11 protein-coding genes and 1 tRNA gene are annotated in these 16423 nt (G+C 54.9%); 2 read left to right on the top strand and 10 right to left on the bottom strand.

Annotated features, from left to right (window positions below):
• Nucleotides 1-486: 486 nt before the first annotated feature.
• The 8 genes from lon to Mag101_RS06840 form a co-directional block, all read right to left on the bottom strand.
• Nucleotides 487-2892, bottom strand: a complete 2406-nt coding sequence (gene lon, locus Mag101_RS06875) for an endopeptidase La (RefSeq protein WP_077402625.1) — start codon at nucleotides 2890-2892, stop codon at nucleotides 487-489.
• Between the two features lie 392 nt (nucleotides 2893-3284).
• The gene (gene clpX, locus Mag101_RS06870) at nucleotides 3285-4568 is read right to left on the bottom strand and encodes an ATP-dependent Clp protease ATP-binding subunit ClpX (RefSeq protein ID WP_077402622.1); all 1284 of its coding nucleotides are present in this window, start codon (nucleotides 4566-4568) and stop codon (nucleotides 3285-3287) included.
• Between the two features lie 226 nt (nucleotides 4569-4794).
• Nucleotides 4795-5439, bottom strand: coding sequence for an ATP-dependent Clp endopeptidase proteolytic subunit ClpP (gene clpP / locus Mag101_RS06865; RefSeq protein WP_077402619.1), 645 nt, complete (start codon nucleotides 5437-5439; stop codon nucleotides 4795-4797).
• 194 nt (nucleotides 5440-5633) lie between these two features.
• Nucleotides 5634-6947 (bottom strand): trigger factor, encoded by a 1314-nt coding sequence (gene tig, locus Mag101_RS06860; protein WP_077402616.1) that lies wholly within the window; start codon nucleotides 6945-6947, stop codon nucleotides 5634-5636.
• A gap of 197 nt (nucleotides 6948-7144) precedes the next feature.
• Nucleotides 7145-7229, bottom strand: a tRNA-Leu gene (locus Mag101_RS06855).
• Between the two features lie 175 nt (nucleotides 7230-7404).
• Nucleotides 7405-8580, bottom strand: coding sequence for an acetyl-CoA C-acyltransferase FadA (gene fadA / locus Mag101_RS06850; RefSeq protein WP_010132868.1), 1176 nt, complete (start codon nucleotides 8578-8580; stop codon nucleotides 7405-7407).
• 11 nt (nucleotides 8581-8591) lie between these two features.
• Entirely contained in the window at nucleotides 8592-10748 is a 2157-nt protein-coding gene (gene fadB / locus Mag101_RS06845; protein ID WP_077402613.1) for a fatty acid oxidation complex subunit alpha FadB, read from the bottom strand.
• 453 nt (nucleotides 10749-11201) lie between these two features.
• A complete protein-coding gene (locus Mag101_RS06840) occupies nucleotides 11202-13061 on the bottom strand; it encodes a beta-ketoacyl synthase N-terminal-like domain-containing protein (protein WP_077402610.1) in 1860 nt (619 codons plus the stop codon).
• 262 nt (nucleotides 13062-13323) lie between these two features.
• On the opposite strand from Mag101_RS06840, the gene Mag101_RS06835 reads away from it, so the two are divergent.
• Entirely contained in the window at nucleotides 13324-14310 is a 987-nt protein-coding gene (locus Mag101_RS06835; RefSeq protein ID WP_077402607.1) for a GlxA family transcriptional regulator, read from the top strand.
• Between the two features lies 1 nt (nucleotide 14311).
• Here the strand turns inward: Mag101_RS06835 and Mag101_RS06830 are convergent, their stop codons facing one another.
• Together Mag101_RS06830 and Mag101_RS06825 are read right to left on the bottom strand one after the other, a co-directional pair.
• Nucleotides 14312-14995: a class I SAM-dependent methyltransferase gene (locus tag Mag101_RS06830; RefSeq protein WP_077402604.1), complete on the bottom strand. Its 684-nt coding sequence runs from the start codon at nucleotides 14993-14995 to the stop codon at nucleotides 14312-14314.
• A 58-nt stretch (nucleotides 14996-15053) separates the two neighbouring features.
• The gene (locus tag Mag101_RS06825) at nucleotides 15054-15566 is read right to left on the bottom strand and encodes an Hsp20 family protein (protein WP_077402599.1); all 513 of its coding nucleotides are present in this window, start codon (nucleotides 15564-15566) and stop codon (nucleotides 15054-15056) included.
• Between the two features lie 225 nt (nucleotides 15567-15791).
• Between Mag101_RS06825 and thpR the strand changes: the two genes are divergently transcribed.
• Nucleotides 15792-16409, top strand: a complete 618-nt coding sequence (thpR, locus tag Mag101_RS06820) for an RNA 2',3'-cyclic phosphodiesterase (protein WP_198040119.1) — start codon at nucleotides 15792-15794, stop codon at nucleotides 16407-16409.
• Nucleotides 16410-16423 lie beyond the last annotated feature (14 nt).

The raw sequence follows: 16423 nt of genomic DNA, 5'->3' as shown, positions 1-16423 counted from the left end.
TTCAATTCCAGGTGTGTTTGTCAGGTCTGTTGCAACCCTGAATAACAAGGTGCAATCAAGTAATTTTTCGCAGTGGATTTACCAATCGACTGCGGTTCCCCCGTAGCACAACAAGCCACGTTTTATACCAACTGCCTGTTAGCGGGTCAAGGAACCATGCGGCTTTGCGGGCAGTTTGACACTTTTAAGCCACACTTGTTCAGTCAACGGGCGGCAAGTTTATTTTTTAACCGCCCGCAACGCCCGGCGGCGTACTCTAAGCGACTTGATACCAACGTTTCAATGGTTTTTTGTGCAAACTTAGCGGCAAGTAACTGTCACCTGTTTAACAGAGAAGCGACTGTCGAGCGGGAAATACACAACACCAATAAAATCGTTCAAAACTTCAACAAACTGCACATCAAAACGACCTGCCACTTTCCATTTAGCAGCAGGTCGCAGGATAAAAGTCAGGTCGAGTTATGATCGATAGAGCATGCCAAACGATTAGTGCGTCTGGACAGAACGCTGGGACCGCTCATCCGCCTTTTTCTGTAACGCGGAATACTCTTCATCACTCAGTGCGTTGGGCACTGATTCCAGCGCGTATTCAAACACCTGATCAATCCACTTCACCGGCTTGATTACCAGGTCCTGTTGAATATTGTCAGGAATATCCTTGAGGTCACGCTCGTTGTCCGCCGGGATCAGTACCGTTTTGATACCACCACGGTGTGCAGCCAATAGCTTTTCTTTCAGGCCACCAATACGCAGCACTTCACCGCGCAGAGTAATTTCACCGGTCATTGCCACATCGGCACGAACGGGAATATTGGTCAGTACCGACGCCAGAGCGGTGCACATTGCGATACCCGCTGAAGGCCCGTCTTTGGGCGTAGCGCCCTCAGGAACATGGATGTGAATGTCGCGCGTTTCATGGAAGTCGGGTGCAATACCCAGCGATTGAGCGCGCGCGCGCACCACGGTGAGCGCCGCCTGAATCGACTCCTGCATCACATCACCGAGGGAACCAGTCTTGATGACGCGCCCTTTACCGGGCACTGCAGAGGATTCAATCGTGAGCAGTTCGCCACCCACTTCGGTCCAGGCAAGTCCGGTGACCTGACCGATCTTGTTTTCCTCTTCCGCGCGACCGTAATCAAACTTGCGCACACCCAACAGGTCTTCCAGCTGATCCTGTTTGATGACCACCTTATTAGTGGTGGACTTGCGCACATGCTCGGTAACAACTTTACGGCAGATTTTTGCCATTTCACGATCCAGCCCACGCACACCCGCTTCGCGGGTGTAATAGCGAACCACATCGCGTACAGCCTCATCGGTGATCTCCAGCTCCTCGGGCTTGAGGCCAGCGTTTTTACGCTGCTTGGGGATCAGATAACGCTGGGCAATATTCAACTTTTCATCTTCGGTGTATCCGGGAATTCGAATCACTTCCATTCGGTCCAGCAACGGCCCGGGAATATTCATCGAGTTCGACGTACACACGAACATCACATCGGAAAGATCGTAGTCCACTTCCAGATAGTGATCGTTGAAAGACTTGTTCTGCTCCGGGTCCAAAACCTCGAGCAATGCAGATGCTGGATCGCCGCGGTGATCCATACCCATCTTGTCGATTTCATCCAGCAGGAACAGTGGGTTTTTCACCGCTACCTTGGAGATCTTCTGAATCAGTTTACCTGGCAGCGAGCCGATGTAGGTTCTGCGGTGACCTCGAATCTCCGCCTCGTCGCGCACACCGCCAAGCGCCATACGCACATACTTGCGGTTGGTCGCGCGGGCGATGGATTCACCGAGTGAGGTTTTACCTACCCCGGGCGGTCCAACCAAACACAGAATTGGGCCCTTTACCTTTTTCACGCGCTTCTGCACGGCAAGGTATTCCAGAATACGCTCTTTCACTTCTTCAAGGCCGTAGTGATCCTTGTTCAGAATCTCTTCCGCCTTTATCAGGTCGTGACGCACGCGACTGGCTTTTTTCCAGGGCACGCTCAACATCCAGTCGATATAGCTGCGCAACACGGAAGCTTCCGCAGACATGGGCGACATCATTTTCAGCTTGCCCAGTTCCGCACGGGTTTTCTTTTCCGCTTCGGCAGACATGCCGGAGTCGGCAATTTTTTTCTCAAGTTCTTCAATTTCGTTAGGCTCTTCGGTGATCTCGCCCAACTCTTTTTGAATCGCCTTCATCTGTTCATTCAGATAGTACTCGCGCTGGCTTTTCTCCATCTGCTTTTTCACGCGACCGCGAATACGCTTCTCTACCTGAATCAGGTCGATTTCTGAATCCATCAAGCCCAGCAAATGTTCAAGACGCTGCTTAACACTGATGGTTTCCAACAATTCCTGTTTTTGCGCCAGATCCAGCGACATATGCGCCGCGATGGTGTCTGCCAAGCGGCCCGGTTCATCGATTCCGGACAGGGAGGTCATCACCTCATTCGGCACTTTTTTGCTGACGCTGACGTATTGCTCGAATTGCGACATCGCAGAGCGCACTAGCGCTTCCGCTTCCGCCTCGGAGAGCTCTTCCGATTCAATCGGGGACACAGTGGCGCGGTAATGACCCTCGCCCTCCTGGATCTCCTCGACTTTCACTCGATGACCACCCTCTACCAGCACCTTTACGGTGCCATCGGGTAGTTTGAGCAATTGCAGTACGCTCGCCACGGTGCCCACACGATACACATCGTCCGCACCGGGGTCGTCTTCGGACGCTTGGCGCTGCGCCACGAGCAGCACTTGCTTGTCGCTGCGCATCGCGTCTTCCAGCGCATCAATGGATTTCTCTCGGCCGACAAACAGCGGGATCACCATATGCGGATAGACCACTACATCTCGCAGTGGCAGCAGGGGGTATTCGTTCAAGGTCTCGGATGGCTGGTCCATATAACTCCTCTCGGCCTTCAGGCGGCCTGCGCCGCCAGATTGGCAGCCTCAACGTATCTGTCGCGTCGCCTCCAGTGCGGACGCTCGATACGACTTGTGCCAGTTCAACAGCTAAGGTGGGGGCGTCGCCCAGAATAACAAGTCCACCCCGTCACACGCAGCAAAATTAGTTTAATTTCGGCGACTTGACGATGGTTGCATAAAACCCAAGTTCTCTATGACGCCCCAGACGTAGAACAAATATTATCCAAACACCGAAAAACTAGCCGCGAAAAGCGCTTGCAGACCCTGCCGGTAGCTGCGTGAATCGGGCGCCAACTTGGAGGCACAAAAAAAGCCCCAAACTGGGGCTTTTTTTGTGCCGAAAGGCAGAGTGATCAGCGCGGAGAAACTTACTCTTCCGGCGCGGCTTTCTGGGCTTCCACCTGCTCGTATACCAGCAAGGGGGCCGACTCGCCTTTGATCACGGCCTCGTCGATTACGACTTTGGCGACGTTATCCATGGATGGGATGTCGTACATGGTTTCGAGCAGTACCGACTCCATGATCGAACGCAGTCCACGTGCACCGGTCTTCCGCTCCATGGCTTTAGTTGCTACCGCGTCCAAGGCATCCGGACGGAAGTCCAGCTCAACCCCTTCCATATCGAACAACTTGCCGTATTGCTTGGTCAGTGCGTTGCGCGGTTCGGTTAGAATTTGTACAAGCGCAGCGCGGTTAAGCTCCTCGAGCGTCGCGGTCACCGGCAACCGGCCAACGAACTCCGGGATCAACCCGTAACGCACCAAGTCTTCCGGCTCCAGATCCAACAACACTTCACCGAAGTTACTGTTGCTGTCTTTGGATTTAACCTCGGCCGAGAAACCGATGCCGCCTTTTTCTGAGCGATCGCGGATAACTTTATCCAGGCCAGCGAAAGCACCACCACAGATAAACAGGATATTAGAGGTATCTACCTGCAGGAACTCCTGCTGCGGATGCTTGCGGCCACCCTGAGGCGGTACCGAGGCAACTGTGCCCTCAATCAGTTTCAACAGTGCTTGCTGCACGCCCTCACCGGAAACATCCCGGGTAATGGAGGGGTTATCGGATTTGCGAGAAATCTTGTCAATTTCATCGATGTAAACAATACCCTGCTGGGCCTTTTCTACATCGTAATCACATTTTTGCAGCAGCTTCTGAATGATGTTTTCGACATCTTCACCCACATAGCCGGCTTCGGTGAGAGTAGTGGCGTCCGCAATGGTGAATGGCACATTCAGCAGGCGGGCAAGTGTTTCCGCCAACAGGGTTTTACCACTACCGGTAGGACCTACCAGCAGGATGTTGGATTTACCCAATTCAACATCATCTTTGCCTTTAACGCCCTTGCTGGTGCGCAAACGCTTGTAATGGTTGTATACCGCGACCGCCAGTACTTTTTTGGCGCGCGCCTGACCAATCACGTACTGGTCAAGAATCTCGGTAATTTCCTGAGGTGTAGGCAGACGGGAATCGTCACCTTCGACAGATTCCTGCACTTCCTCTCGAATGATATCGGTGCAGAGCTCAACGCACTCGTCACAGATGTATACAGAAGGCCCTGCAATCAGTTTGCGTACTTCTTGCTGGCTCTTGCCACAAAAGGAACAGTAAAGGAGTTTGCCGTTATCTTCTCCGCTGTTCTTATCAGTCATCTAAGTACTCCGTGCTCTGACAGCCAGCCAAAATGCGGTGGCAAATGGGGTTCGTAATCAAGATGCGGTCTTTTGGCAGGTTTTTCAAGCTTTTTTGTTCTCCCCCGGGGCCGAGGCTCCGCAACACGCCGCAACAACTGCACAAAGCGCACAGTCGTCGCGGAACATCACTCCCCTGCCCGGGGTGTATTTGGGGAATAAGTGCGTGCTAGATAGCTTATCGGTATTACTTGGCTAAGCCCTGGCGATGCGCCAACACTTCATCCACCAGACCGTACTCCTTGGCTTCGTCCGCACTGAGGAAGCGATCGCGATCTGTGTCACGCTCAATCTCCGCCACGGTACGGCCGGTGTGATGAGCCATAAGCTCGTTCAGGCGCGCACGGATCTTGAGGATTTCCTGGGCGTGAATATGAATATCTGAAGCCTGCCCCTGTGCGCCACCACTCGGCTGATGGATCATCACACGAGAGTTTGGTGTGGCATAACGCTTCCCTTCTGCACCGGCGGTCAGCAGGAAAGCACCCATGCTGCACGCCTGTCCGATACACATGGTGCTCACATCAGGCTTGATGAATTGCATAGTGTCGTAGATCGACATGCCTGCAGTCACCGACCCACCTGGTGAATTAATGTACAGATGGATATCTTTATCCGGGTTTTCGGCTTCCAGGAACAGCAGCTGGGCCACGACCAGGTTTGCCATATGGTCTTCTACCGGCCCCACCAGAAAGATCACGCGCTCTTTCAGCAGACGGGAATAAATATCAAACGAACGCTCACCTCTGGCGGTCTGCTCTACCACCATGGGCACCAGGCCGCCGGTGGCAAGAATGTCAGGGGAACTACTAGGACGGTCAATATATGCCATGGATACGATGCTTCCTTTTTCGGCGTATTAGGCGGGTCAGAACGCATGTGCTCAAAAAAAGCACACTTCTGAAAAATTTGTTCAACCTGAGCTTAACTGCTCGGCGTCGATAATGCCAGATTGACTCTTGGCATCTCGCACAAACAAAAACGGCCACCCTAAGGTGGCCGCTTTCAGCTGCATACGTGCCTGAATCAAGCTTGCTTTTGCGGCTTGATCACGTCGTCGTAGCTGCTTTCAACTTCGCTAACTTTCGCCTTATCCAGAACGAAGTCAACAACCTGATCTTCCAGGACTACAGACTCAACACCAGCCAACAGCTCGCGGTTGTTGAAGTAGTACTCAACCACTTCTTCCGGCTGCTGGTAAGTAGACGCCAGTTCTTCAACTTTTGCCTTTACGCGGTCCGCGTCAACAGACAGCTTGTTTTCCTTAACGATCTCACCAACCACCAGGCCGAGGACAACGCGACGCTTCGCCTGATCTTCGAACATAGTGTCCGGCAGCATATTCGCAGCGTCTTCCGGCTTGATCTGACCACCAAACTGCTGGACCATCTGGCCGCGCAGAGTCTGAACTTCGCCGGCAACCAGTGCAGCAGGAATTTCTACCTGATGCTTTTCAAACAGCTGGTCCATGACCTGAGTCTTGACCTTGTTCAGTGCAGCGTTCTTCAGCTCGCGCTCCATGTTACCGCGCACTTCTTCGCGGAACTTCTCTTCGCCACCTTCGGCAACGCCGTAGCCAGCAAAAAATTCGTCGTTCAGCTCAGGCAGCTCAGGCTTTTCAGAAGCCGTTACCTTGATGGTGAACACCGCGTCGGCACCTTTCAGGTTTTCCGCCTGGTAGTCTTCCGGGAAGGTCACTTCCACTTCTTTCTCTTCGCCCGGCTTCATGCCCAGAATGCCGTCTTCGAAGCCCGGGATCATGCTGCCGGAACCCAAAACCAGCTGCTGGCCTTCAGCCTTGCCACCTTCGAACTCTTCGCCATCTTTGCGACCAACGAAGTCGATGGTAACGCGATCACCTTTCTGAGCCTTGCGCTTGGTGTCTTTCCAACCGGACTGCTGCTTGCGCAGTACGTCGATCATGTTGTCGACGTCTTTGTCAGTCACTTCAGCAGTCGGACGCTCAATAGCAACTTCTGCCAGGTCGGTCAGAGCAACCTCCGGGTAAACTTCGAAGGTCGCTACGTACTCCAGGTTTTCACCCGGGGTGACATTCTTGGCTTCAATGCTCGGCTGGCCGGCAGGCTTTACCTGCTCCTTCTGAACCGCGTCGTAGAAAGAACGGCTCATTACCTCACCCAGCACCTCTTGACGAACACCGGCACCAAAACGCTGACGCACAACCTTCATCGGCACCTTGCCTTTACGGAAGCCGTTGATGCGCACGGTCTTTGCCGCTTGCTGAAGGCGCTTATCAACTTCCTTATCCACCACTTCTGCCGGCAAATTTACCGTTAAGCGACGCTCCAATCCGGAAGTTGTTTCGATGGAAACCTGCATGTTAATCCTCGTGAGACTCTTCTCTTCACATAATGCCGGGCTACGGAAAAGTCCAACCAGCACCAGCGCTTAGCGTTGCGCCGAATCTTATCCGGCCGCCAAATACAAACAGCCCGTGCCACCATCCCTACCCTGCAAAACACGACATAAATGCGCGCTGCGGGCAACGAATAAACACGGACTGCGAAATATTTAATTGGTGGGGACGGGGAGACTTGAACTCCCACACCTTGCGGCACCAGAACCTAAATCTGGCGTGTCTACCAATTCCACCACGTCCCCAAATCCAAACTCGCGGATAACTCTTTGATTTCCCTGCCTTTTTGAGAAAAAACAGGTTAGCCGTCCAGCGAGGGGAGCAGATTGTGCCACAGAGGACACAGGGCTTCAATAAGTGCGTTAAAAACAAATGGGGCGCCCATGGGCGCCCCATCTTTTGCACGGAAGCCGGAGCGGCTTATACGCGCTCTACGATGGTGGTGATGCCCTGACCCAGACCAATACACATGGTCGAAACGCCAAGGTCGCCGCCTTCATTTTGCATCACGGACAACAGGGTACCGGTGATACGCACACCAGAACAACCGAACGGGTGACCCAGTGCGATAGCACCACCGTACAGGTTGACCTTCTCATCCATTTTATCCAGCAGGTTGAGGTCCTTCAGCACCGGCAACGCCTGCGCCGCAAACGCTTCGTTCAACTCTACCTTATCGATATCGTCGATGGTCAGACCTGCGCGCTTCAGCGCGTTCTGCGTGGAAGGTACCGGGCCGTAACCCATGATGGACGGATCCACACCAGCCAGCGCCATTTCGCGCACCTTGGCGACCGGGGTCATACCCAGTGCCTGCGCACGCTCGGCGGACATCACCAGCATCACGGAAGCACCGTCGGTAATCTGGGAGGAAGTACCCGCAGTTACCTGACCGTGCTTCGGATCGAACGCCGGCTTCAGCTGCGCCAGACCTTCAACGGTGGTTTCCGGGCGGATGGTCTGATCGGTTTCTACCAGAATCGGCACACCGTCGGCGTCGTGGCCCTCAATTGCGATAATCTCGCGATTGAACTTGCCCTCTTCAGTGGCCTTGGCAGCGTGCTGGTGAGAGCGCGCACCAAACTCGTCCATCTGCTGACGCTGGATACCGTGCATCATGGCCAGGTATTCAGCGGTCATGCCCATGGAGCCTGCAGCCTTCGCCATATGGCGACCCAGCATCGGGTTCGGGCTCACGTGCTCCATCATATTCAGGTGACCCATGTGCTCGACACCGCCGACCACATAGACATCACCTACACCCGCCTGAATATTGGCAGCGGCGGTGTGCAGAGAGGACATGGAAGACCCACACAGGCGGTTCACGGTTTGCGCCGGAACGGTGTGGGGCAGACCAGCAGCCAGAGCAATAAAGCGCGCCACGTTGAAGCCCTGCTCGTCACGCTGCATGACACAGCCCCAGATCAGGTCATCGATTTCTTTCGGATCCAGCTTTTCATTGCGTTGCAGAAATTTCTTCAGCAGTTCAGCAGACATGTCATCCGCACGCACATTGCGGTAAACGCCATTTTTGGATCGACCCATGGCAGTACGCGCATAGTCGACGATTACGGCATCTCTAGGATTCAGACTCATGGATACTCTCCTTACTTGTTGCCGTAGTAGGTTTTGCCGCTGGCAGCCATTTCACGCATGCCTTCGGTCGGCTCATACAGCGCACCCAGGTCGCTGTACTTCTCGGCCATTTTCACGAAGTTGTCCAGGCCAATGCTGTCCAGCCAAGCGAACACGCCACCGCGGAATGGCGGGAAGCCGATACCGTAGATGAGCGCCATATCGGCTTCTGCCGGAGAATCCACGATGCCCTCTTCCAGGCAGCGCGCCAGCTCGGTCGCCATTGGCACCATCATACGCTCGATGATTTCGTCGTTTTCAAACTCGCGACGATCAGCCACGTGTGGCTTCAGAAGCTCATAAGACTCTTCGGTAGCCACTTTCTTCGGACGGCCTTTCTTGTCTTGCTCGTAGACATAGAAGCCTTTGCCATTCTTCTGGCCGTAGCGCCCTGCTTCGTACATTACATCGGAAGCTGCGGTAAAGGTCTTGCCCATACGCTCAGGGAAACCTTCCGCCATTACCTGCTCGGCGTGTACACCGGTATCGATGCCAACCACGTCCATCAGGTAAGCCGGGCCCATCGGCCAGCCCCAACGTTCCATCACCTTGTCAACCTGCTGGAAGTCAGCGCCATCGCGCACCAGCATGGCGAAACCGGCGAAGTATGGGAACAGCACGCGGTTTACCAGGAATCCTGGGCAGTCGCGCACCACAATCGCCTTTTTACCCATCTTGTTGGCGTAGGCCACAACGCGGGCAACAGCGTTTTCGGAAGTTTTCTCACCGCGAATCACTTCCACCAGCGGCATTTTGTGCACCGGGTTGAAGAAGTGCATACCCAGGAAGTTTTCCGGGCGCGACAGCGGCGCTGCCAGGCTGTCGATAGAAATGGTAGAAGTGTTGGAAGCAATGACGGTGTCATTTGAAACCTTGCCTTCCACTTCAGTCAGAACAGCGTGCTTGACCTTGGGGTTTTCCACGACCGCTTCAACTACCACGTCGATATCGTCGAAACCGTCGTAGCTCAGGGTCGGCTCGATGCGGTTCAGCACCTCGCCCATTTTGCTCGCAGTCATGCGACCGCGATCAACCAGTTTCGACAGCAGCTTGCTGGCCTCATTCAGACCCAGGTCGATGCCGTCCTGATTGATATCCTTCATCTTAATCGGCGTGCCTTTGTAGGCAGATTGGTAGGCGATACCGCCACCCATAATGCCCGCGCCCAGTACGGCAGCGCGCTCGATTTTCTTGTCCGCTTTCTTTTCCCAGCCTTTGGCAACCTTGCCAACCAGCTGGTCTTTCAGGAACAGGCCTACCAGAGACTTCGCAGTTTCGGTCTGCGCGCTGGCAATAAACTGTTCCTGCTCGATTTTCAGTGCCGCATCGCGGTCGAGCTTGTAGCCCTGCTCAATAGAGGTAACCGCGTTAACCGGAGACGGGTAGTTGCGACCCGCTTGCTGACCAACAAATGCCTTGGTGGTGAAGAACGCCATCAGCGCTTCGGTATCGTTCAGCGGAATCGGGGACTTCTTGATTTCACGACGTTTCTGGTAGTCCAGCTCGCCCGCAGCAACGCGCTCCAGCAGTTTCAGTGCAGCGCCGCGCAGTTTGTCAGAAGGAACTACAGCGTCGACGGCGTGTGCAGTCAGTGCCGCGTCTGGACGCTGCTCTTTACCTGCAGCAATCCACTCGGCCGCAACGTCAACACCAACCACGCGCGGCAAGCGCACGGTGCCGCCCCAGCCAGGGATCAGACCCAGCTTCACTTCGGGCAGGCCAACTTTGGCCTTATCACCCATCACGCGGTAGTCACAACCCAGGCAGACTTCGAAGCCACCGCCGAGCGCGAAGCCATTAATGGCAACCACAGTCGGGAACGGGAGGTCTTCCAGTCGGTTGATGTTGTCGTTGTTCTTGTTCATCAGCTCGGCGATGCCTTCCGCGCCAGCGGAGAAAGCTCCGCCAAACTCGGTAATGTCTGCACCGACGATAAATACGTTTTTGCCACTGGTCAGCAGCAGGCCTTTGATATCGCCCGCTTTCTCAATCGCGTCCAGAGCGTCGGAAAATTCCGATACGGTGAGACGATTGAACTTATTGACGGACTCGCCTTCCAGATCGAATTTCAGTTCCGCGATGCCGTTGTCCAACATCTGAACGGATAGCGCTTTGCCACTAAATAACATTATTGACCTCATTGATTGGTGACCCGGTGTCATTGCCGACAATGTACCGGTCCGGGGGTCGGGTTGTGCAAGACTGAGATTGGACTCGCCGCAGACAGCGTGCGGTACCAGTGTTGCCACTTAATGACGCATTGTCCGAAATCAGTCGACGCGCCAAGTATAGCCAGATTCAAACGTGTGTTTGAATACCATTTCTGCCATATCTACTGTCCGGTTTGGTGCAAACATTGTGGTCAGACAGGGATTCCGATCAAAATCTGACCCATTCGTTCATAAAGTCAGGAATTTGTTTCAAGAACAGGCAACACGCAGACAACCGATATCTGCGCCCCGAAGCATAGCGGGTAAAGCGCGCGGAAACAGGATCACCGCGCAGCAAGGGAAGGATACCGGCGACACATGGAGCCGCCGGCGACCGGCTCATCGCACAGGCGGATGAGCGACGGACATAAGTCATACCATATCGGCGAAGGGGTTTTCTGACTCCAGTGAAATAGCGCCAGCACCATCCGGCAATTTGAGACTGAAAGCATCCAGCTCGATGGCCGACTCATCAATCAGCCCCTCACCGAATCGGTAGATCGCGTCCAGATCGCCGCGACTGGCGCGCGCATCGTATGACGCGGCCTGCTCGGTCACAGCCTCATTGCGCTTCTGGTATGCGGTAAACGCGGCGTTACCGTGGCGCTTGGCCAGCATGCTCTCGGTAATATGGGGCGCCAGCACACTGGCCGTCGCATTGTTACCACCAAACCCTTTCGAGTTGAGGAAGGCCACATCCAGGGATTGTGGATCGCGCTCCACATGCTCCAGCGACAATGAGAGATTTTCGTGATGCACATCATCGGCCACACGGTCGATGGTGGTAATACCCGGCAAAATACCGCGGCGGAACATGCCCAGGCTGGTACTCAACTGATCACCACTGGCCGCCGCGACGGTGTGCCCCACAAAGGCTTTCACCGCGCATACCGGCCACGCCTCAATACCAAAGGCGCCGGCGAGACGATCAAAGATGGCAGACTCCGTCACTCGGTTCTGCGGCGTACTGGAACCGTGAGCCTGAACAAAGCTGCGGTTGCGCAGGCTGTCTTCACCGAGAATGGCGCGCGCTTCGGCCATTGCCCGGGCAACGGTGAGGTAATTGCCGGGGCCCGGTGCAGAGATGGACTTTTTGGCCCCATCCGCATTCACGAACACATTGGCCACTGCGCCATGAATCGGCGCACCTAGCTCGAGCGCGAGCTCGTCGTCCATCAGTACTGCCCACTGACTCCCCTCTCCCAGGGTAAAGCCGCAGTTATTGCCAAACGGGCGACTGGCACGCCGGAAGTCGATGTCGCCATCGAAGATTTTGCGCAGTCCATCCAGATTCGCGAGCGCACCCATGGTGGTATAACCATCTACCACCTCCGGCACCAGCGGCGCCTCTGCGGCACCGACCACAGCGACACGCGCACGGCCACAGCGAATATCTTCCACTGCAGCGCGCAGATTGTAGAGGTATGTGGCGCAGGCGCCGGCAACGGCCCCAGTCGTACCCACACTGCCGAGGACATAGGCGTTTACAAAGTCTGCGGGCATGCTGGTGAGACCCAGCGCCAACTGTTTCGAGCTCACCCGGCCACCGCGCAGTCGCGACTGCAACAGGCCGCCATTGCCATTGGGGTCCAACTGGCTCATGGCAGAACTGGCATACACAGAGATCTTGTCCGGGCCCGCCTTCGCCGCGACTGTGTCCCAATCAATACCCAGGGACTGCACCGCGTCAGATGCGCCGAGAATCGCCAACTGCAGGCCGCGCGGGTGGAATCGGGAGTTGTACTCCTGGCCGGGCTCAAAGCCCGTTGGCAACTGGCCTGCAGAAGCAACAGAAATTTCGCGGTGGCTATCAAGCATGACCGACAGTGCGCCGGCGTGTACCCGCACACGACCGCTATCCAGCGGTTCTACCTGCCAATCGGCCGGCAGCGGGTTCGGCAGCTGGCGCGCGGACATTTCAAAGGTAAAACCGCCTGCATTTGAAAGTGCGGCCGGCTGGTGGAAATGGCACTGGCGATAGTCGTAGAAGCGCGACTCCAGCTCCCGCACCAACGTGCCCTGCAACACCTGCTGCTCCAACTCGGCACTCAACGGCCCCTGAGCATCGTCACCGGTGCGCAGCCCCATCAGGGCAGCGAGATCAGACAGGACATCGGTTCGCTCTTCAGAGGCGAGGCTGTCCAGCACCATGCGCTTGTAGCCGCGGTGAAACGAGCTGCGACCCGCAGGATTGAATCCCCCAAACGCAGTGATAACAGGTAGGCGCTGCATCCTGACCTCCAGCCTAGTATGGAAATGCGAAACGAAATTACCCGGCAAATTCGGATGGGCGCCAGTTTAGGGGCTGGTGATTCGGCCTCGTTATGGGCATACTGGCCAGCAATTTTGACCATCTGGCCATGTGTGACGGCGGCATTTTCTGCCAAGCAACGGCCAGCAAACCGGTATCTATACGGCAAACTTGCCCGACTGCCGCCATCTGTCGCGAACGGGCTAGAAAATGCACGCATAAGGTCATACTTGAGAGTTACCCATGCCCACCGTCACTTTTGTTTTGATTGATCAAATGCTTTCCACCGGCACCATTTTGCCGCTGGAGATGTTGCGAGGTGCCGAGAGCCGTGCCAGAGCGGAAAAAGAGTCGGTGCCACTGAAACTGGTCACCACCAGTGCCGATGGCGCGCCGGTGAAGTCCCGCTCGGGGTTCAATCTGGCACCAGATATGGCCCTTGATCAGGTACCCGACAGCGACATCATCTACCTGCCAGCTCTCTGGCGTAACCCTCGCCCGGCACTAAAACGCAATACCGCGCTACTGGCGTGGCTGCGCGATCAGGCAGCGAAAGGTGCGGTTATCAGCGCGGTGGGCACCGGCGTGTGCTTTCTTGCCGAAGCCGGATTACTGGATGACAAACCCGCGACCACTCACTGGCACTATTTTGATCGCTTTGCTTCGGACTACCCGAGAGTGAAGCTAAAGCGACAGTATTTTATTACTCAGGCGGACCGACTGTTCTGCGCCGCCAGCGTGAACGCACTCGCTGACGTCACCGTGCACCTGATTCGCCAGCTGTTCGGCCCATCCATTGCCAGCCATGTCGAGCGCAATTTTTCGCACGAGATTCGCAGACCATTTGAAGAGATTGCCTACTCGGAAGGCGCGGTACATCTGCATCCAGACGAAGAGATTGTGCAGGCCCAGACCTGGCTAAAACAGCACTGCAGCGACGATGTAAAGCTCAGCGAAGTGGCCAAACATTTCGACATGAGCGTGCGCTCTTTCAATCGCCGCTTCAAACTGGCCACTGGGCAAACGCCACTGCAATACCTGCAGAACGTTCGAATTGATATGGCGCGTGAGCTGCTGCAATCGAGCAATTTATCGGTGAACGAAATTGCAGAAAAGGTGGGCTATCAGGATATGGGGCACTTCACTGCCCTGTTCAAGAAGTTTCTCTCTACGACACCCAGTGAATATCGCACTACCGTGCGTGCAAAACTATTTCGGGTAAACACCTGAGTCAGTCGCGTCGCTGCAAAAAAATAACATCGGCGCCGACAATCTCAAGCTCCGCATTGAGCTTGCGCGCCAGCCACGAAAAGGTGGGCGCACTAAAAAAGACGATATGTGTTGGATCGCGAATATAGTGCCAGCTGGCAAACCGCTCTGGTGAAGCCACCAGCTTGGTCATCAGCGCCAGCACACCGCCGCGATTCAGACGCTGCCACAAGGAAGCAATAACATTCCCCGGCTCGCTCAAGTGTTCAACCACTTCGGTGCTAACAACAAAATCGTAAGATTGCTCCAGCACAGAAATATCCGGGCGGTAGTAAAGGTCGTACGTTGCGGTCGGGTGCCCGCTCCGCTGCAGCATATTGGCCAGTAACGGTGCGGGGCCACACCCAAAATCCAATCCATGCGCTCCTGCCGGCAACCTGGCCAGCAACGGATCCGCACAACGACTCAAGAATTTTTCATAGCCGGGATCCTGCAAATGATTTTCATGCAGGTCGTAATAGGTTTTTTCTTCCGCAGCCGATAAGTGGTAACGACGAGGGACGTACACCAGCGCACACTCGCCACACTGGTAGTATGCACGCTGCTTATCCTGGTGGTACAGAAATGGCTGTGCCGCCCGATGGCGGCACAGGGGGCAAGACTCAATAGATTCTTGCTGGGATTGATTAACTTCGGACTCGGTCACTTTATACAAGCCGATTTACGCAGATCAGTTTATAAAGCAAAGCCAAAGCGGGACCGCGTCAGGCTGCCTGCTCGCGCTTGCCGTCGACATCAATTGCCGTACTTTCTACCCCGGCCTTTTGCTCCGCGGTTTTAGACTGCAGTAAAGTGCCGGTAGAAATTTCTACCTTGCGCGGCTTCATGGCTTCAGGGATTTCTCGCACCAGCTCGATGTGAAGCAAGCCATTGGCAAGCTGCGCATCAACCACACGCACATGATCCGCCAACTGGAAGCGTCGTTCAAAATTGCGCGCCGCTATACCGCGGTGCAGGAAGTTGCGCTGACTTTCATCTGCTGGCTTTTTACCGCTAACGGTCAGGCGATTTTGCTCAACTTGTATATCAAGTTCAGACTGATCGAAACCAGCAACGGCCATGGAAATTCGGTAAGCATCCTCCCCGGTCAACTCAATATTGTATGGGGGGTATGCGGGTTGGTTCTGCTCGGTTGCCGTCATGGAGTCCAGCAGGCTGGCCATACGATCAAAACCGATAGCGGAACGATAAAGAGGGGAAAGATCTAAATTACGCATTGTCATATCCTCAATTCAGAGCAATATTTATAGAATGTGCCCGTACCATTGCTCTACGCGTGAGAGCTGTACCAAGCGTTTGTTTAGCACCACTGCTACCAACGAATGAAACAAAGCTTCATACTTGGCTGCGGCAGCTTAGGGAGACACCTCTGTCGAGCCTGCCTCCTGAGAATAGATATTGGGCCGAAGCAAAGAGCTTCAAGGATAAAAATAAAAAAATTTATGAAAAATAGCGCACCCCAAGACAAGATGCGGGACGGAAGGCAGAGCGAAGAACCATTGCGCCTGTTTATTGGTATTGCACCGGATAAAAATACCCAGCGCTTTTTAGATAGTATTTGCACCGCCAGAGAGCAACAGGGAATGCCGCGAAAGCTGCGCTGGATCAACCACACCAATCGCCACCTAACACTAGCGTTTCTTGGGGAGACAGAGCCGGCCCACTTGGACACCATTGAGGTTCGGCTGAAAGACATCGCCCAATACACAGCGCCACTCGATGGCCGAATTGTCAGTACACACCCCTTCCCCAAGCCTCGCGCACGATTGTTTGCCGCTGAATTGTTGCCCTCGCAGCGCCTGCTTGACCTACACCAGGCTTGCCAGGCACTAATGCGCGCGATTGGCAAAACGCCGGAAAAAAAGACCTTCCGTCCACACTTTACTTTGGCTCGCAGCCCCGGGGGCTTTTCCAGCCTCTCCCCGGTGCCCACAGACTTTATCTGCCACCTGAACAACATCACGCTGTATCACAGCCTGCTTGCGCCTGGTGGCAGTCAATACCAGCCCCTGCTAACGCTACCCCTCGCTGGCGAGTCCGCACCCGGGGATAGGTACTGATTCCCCGGGCACAA

Source organism: Microbulbifer agarilyticus, from assembly GCF_001999945.1.
Lineage (GTDB): Bacteria > Pseudomonadota > Gammaproteobacteria > Pseudomonadales > Cellvibrionaceae > Microbulbifer > Microbulbifer agarilyticus_A.
Note: the sequence above shows the minus strand (reverse complement) of the source record. Positions and strands in the feature narration are given on the sequence as shown.

Coding starts and splice junctions, on each gene's coding strand:
- lon (WP_077402625.1), bottom strand. CDS start 2,892: ATGGACCAGCCATCCGAGACCTTGAACGAATACCCCCTGCTGCCACTG.
- clpX (WP_077402622.1), bottom strand. CDS start 4,568: ATGACTGATAAGAACAGCGGAGAAGATAACGGCAAACTCCTTTACTGT.
- clpP (WP_077402619.1), bottom strand. CDS start 5,439: ATGGCATATATTGACCGTCCTAGTAGTTCCCCTGACATTCTTGCCACC.
- tig (WP_077402616.1), bottom strand. CDS start 6,947: ATGCAGGTTTCCATCGAAACAACTTCCGGATTGGAGCGTCGCTTAACG.
- fadA (WP_010132868.1), bottom strand. CDS start 8,580: ATGAGTCTGAATCCTAGAGATGCCGTAATCGTCGACTATGCGCGTACT.
- fadB (WP_077402613.1), bottom strand. CDS start 10,748: ATGTTATTTAGTGGCAAAGCGCTATCCGTTCAGATGTTGGACAACGGC.
- Mag101_RS06840 (WP_077402610.1), bottom strand. CDS start 13,061: ATGCAGCGCCTACCTGTTATCACTGCGTTTGGGGGATTCAATCCTGCG.
- Mag101_RS06835 (WP_077402607.1), top strand. CDS start 13,324: ATGCCCACCGTCACTTTTGTTTTGATTGATCAAATGCTTTCCACCGGC.
- Mag101_RS06825 (WP_077402599.1), bottom strand. CDS start 15,566: ATGCGTAATTTAGATCTTTCCCCTCTTTATCGTTCCGCTATCGGTTTT.
- thpR (WP_198040119.1), top strand. CDS start 15,792: ATGAAAAATAGCGCACCCCAAGACAAGATGCGGGACGGAAGGCAGAGC.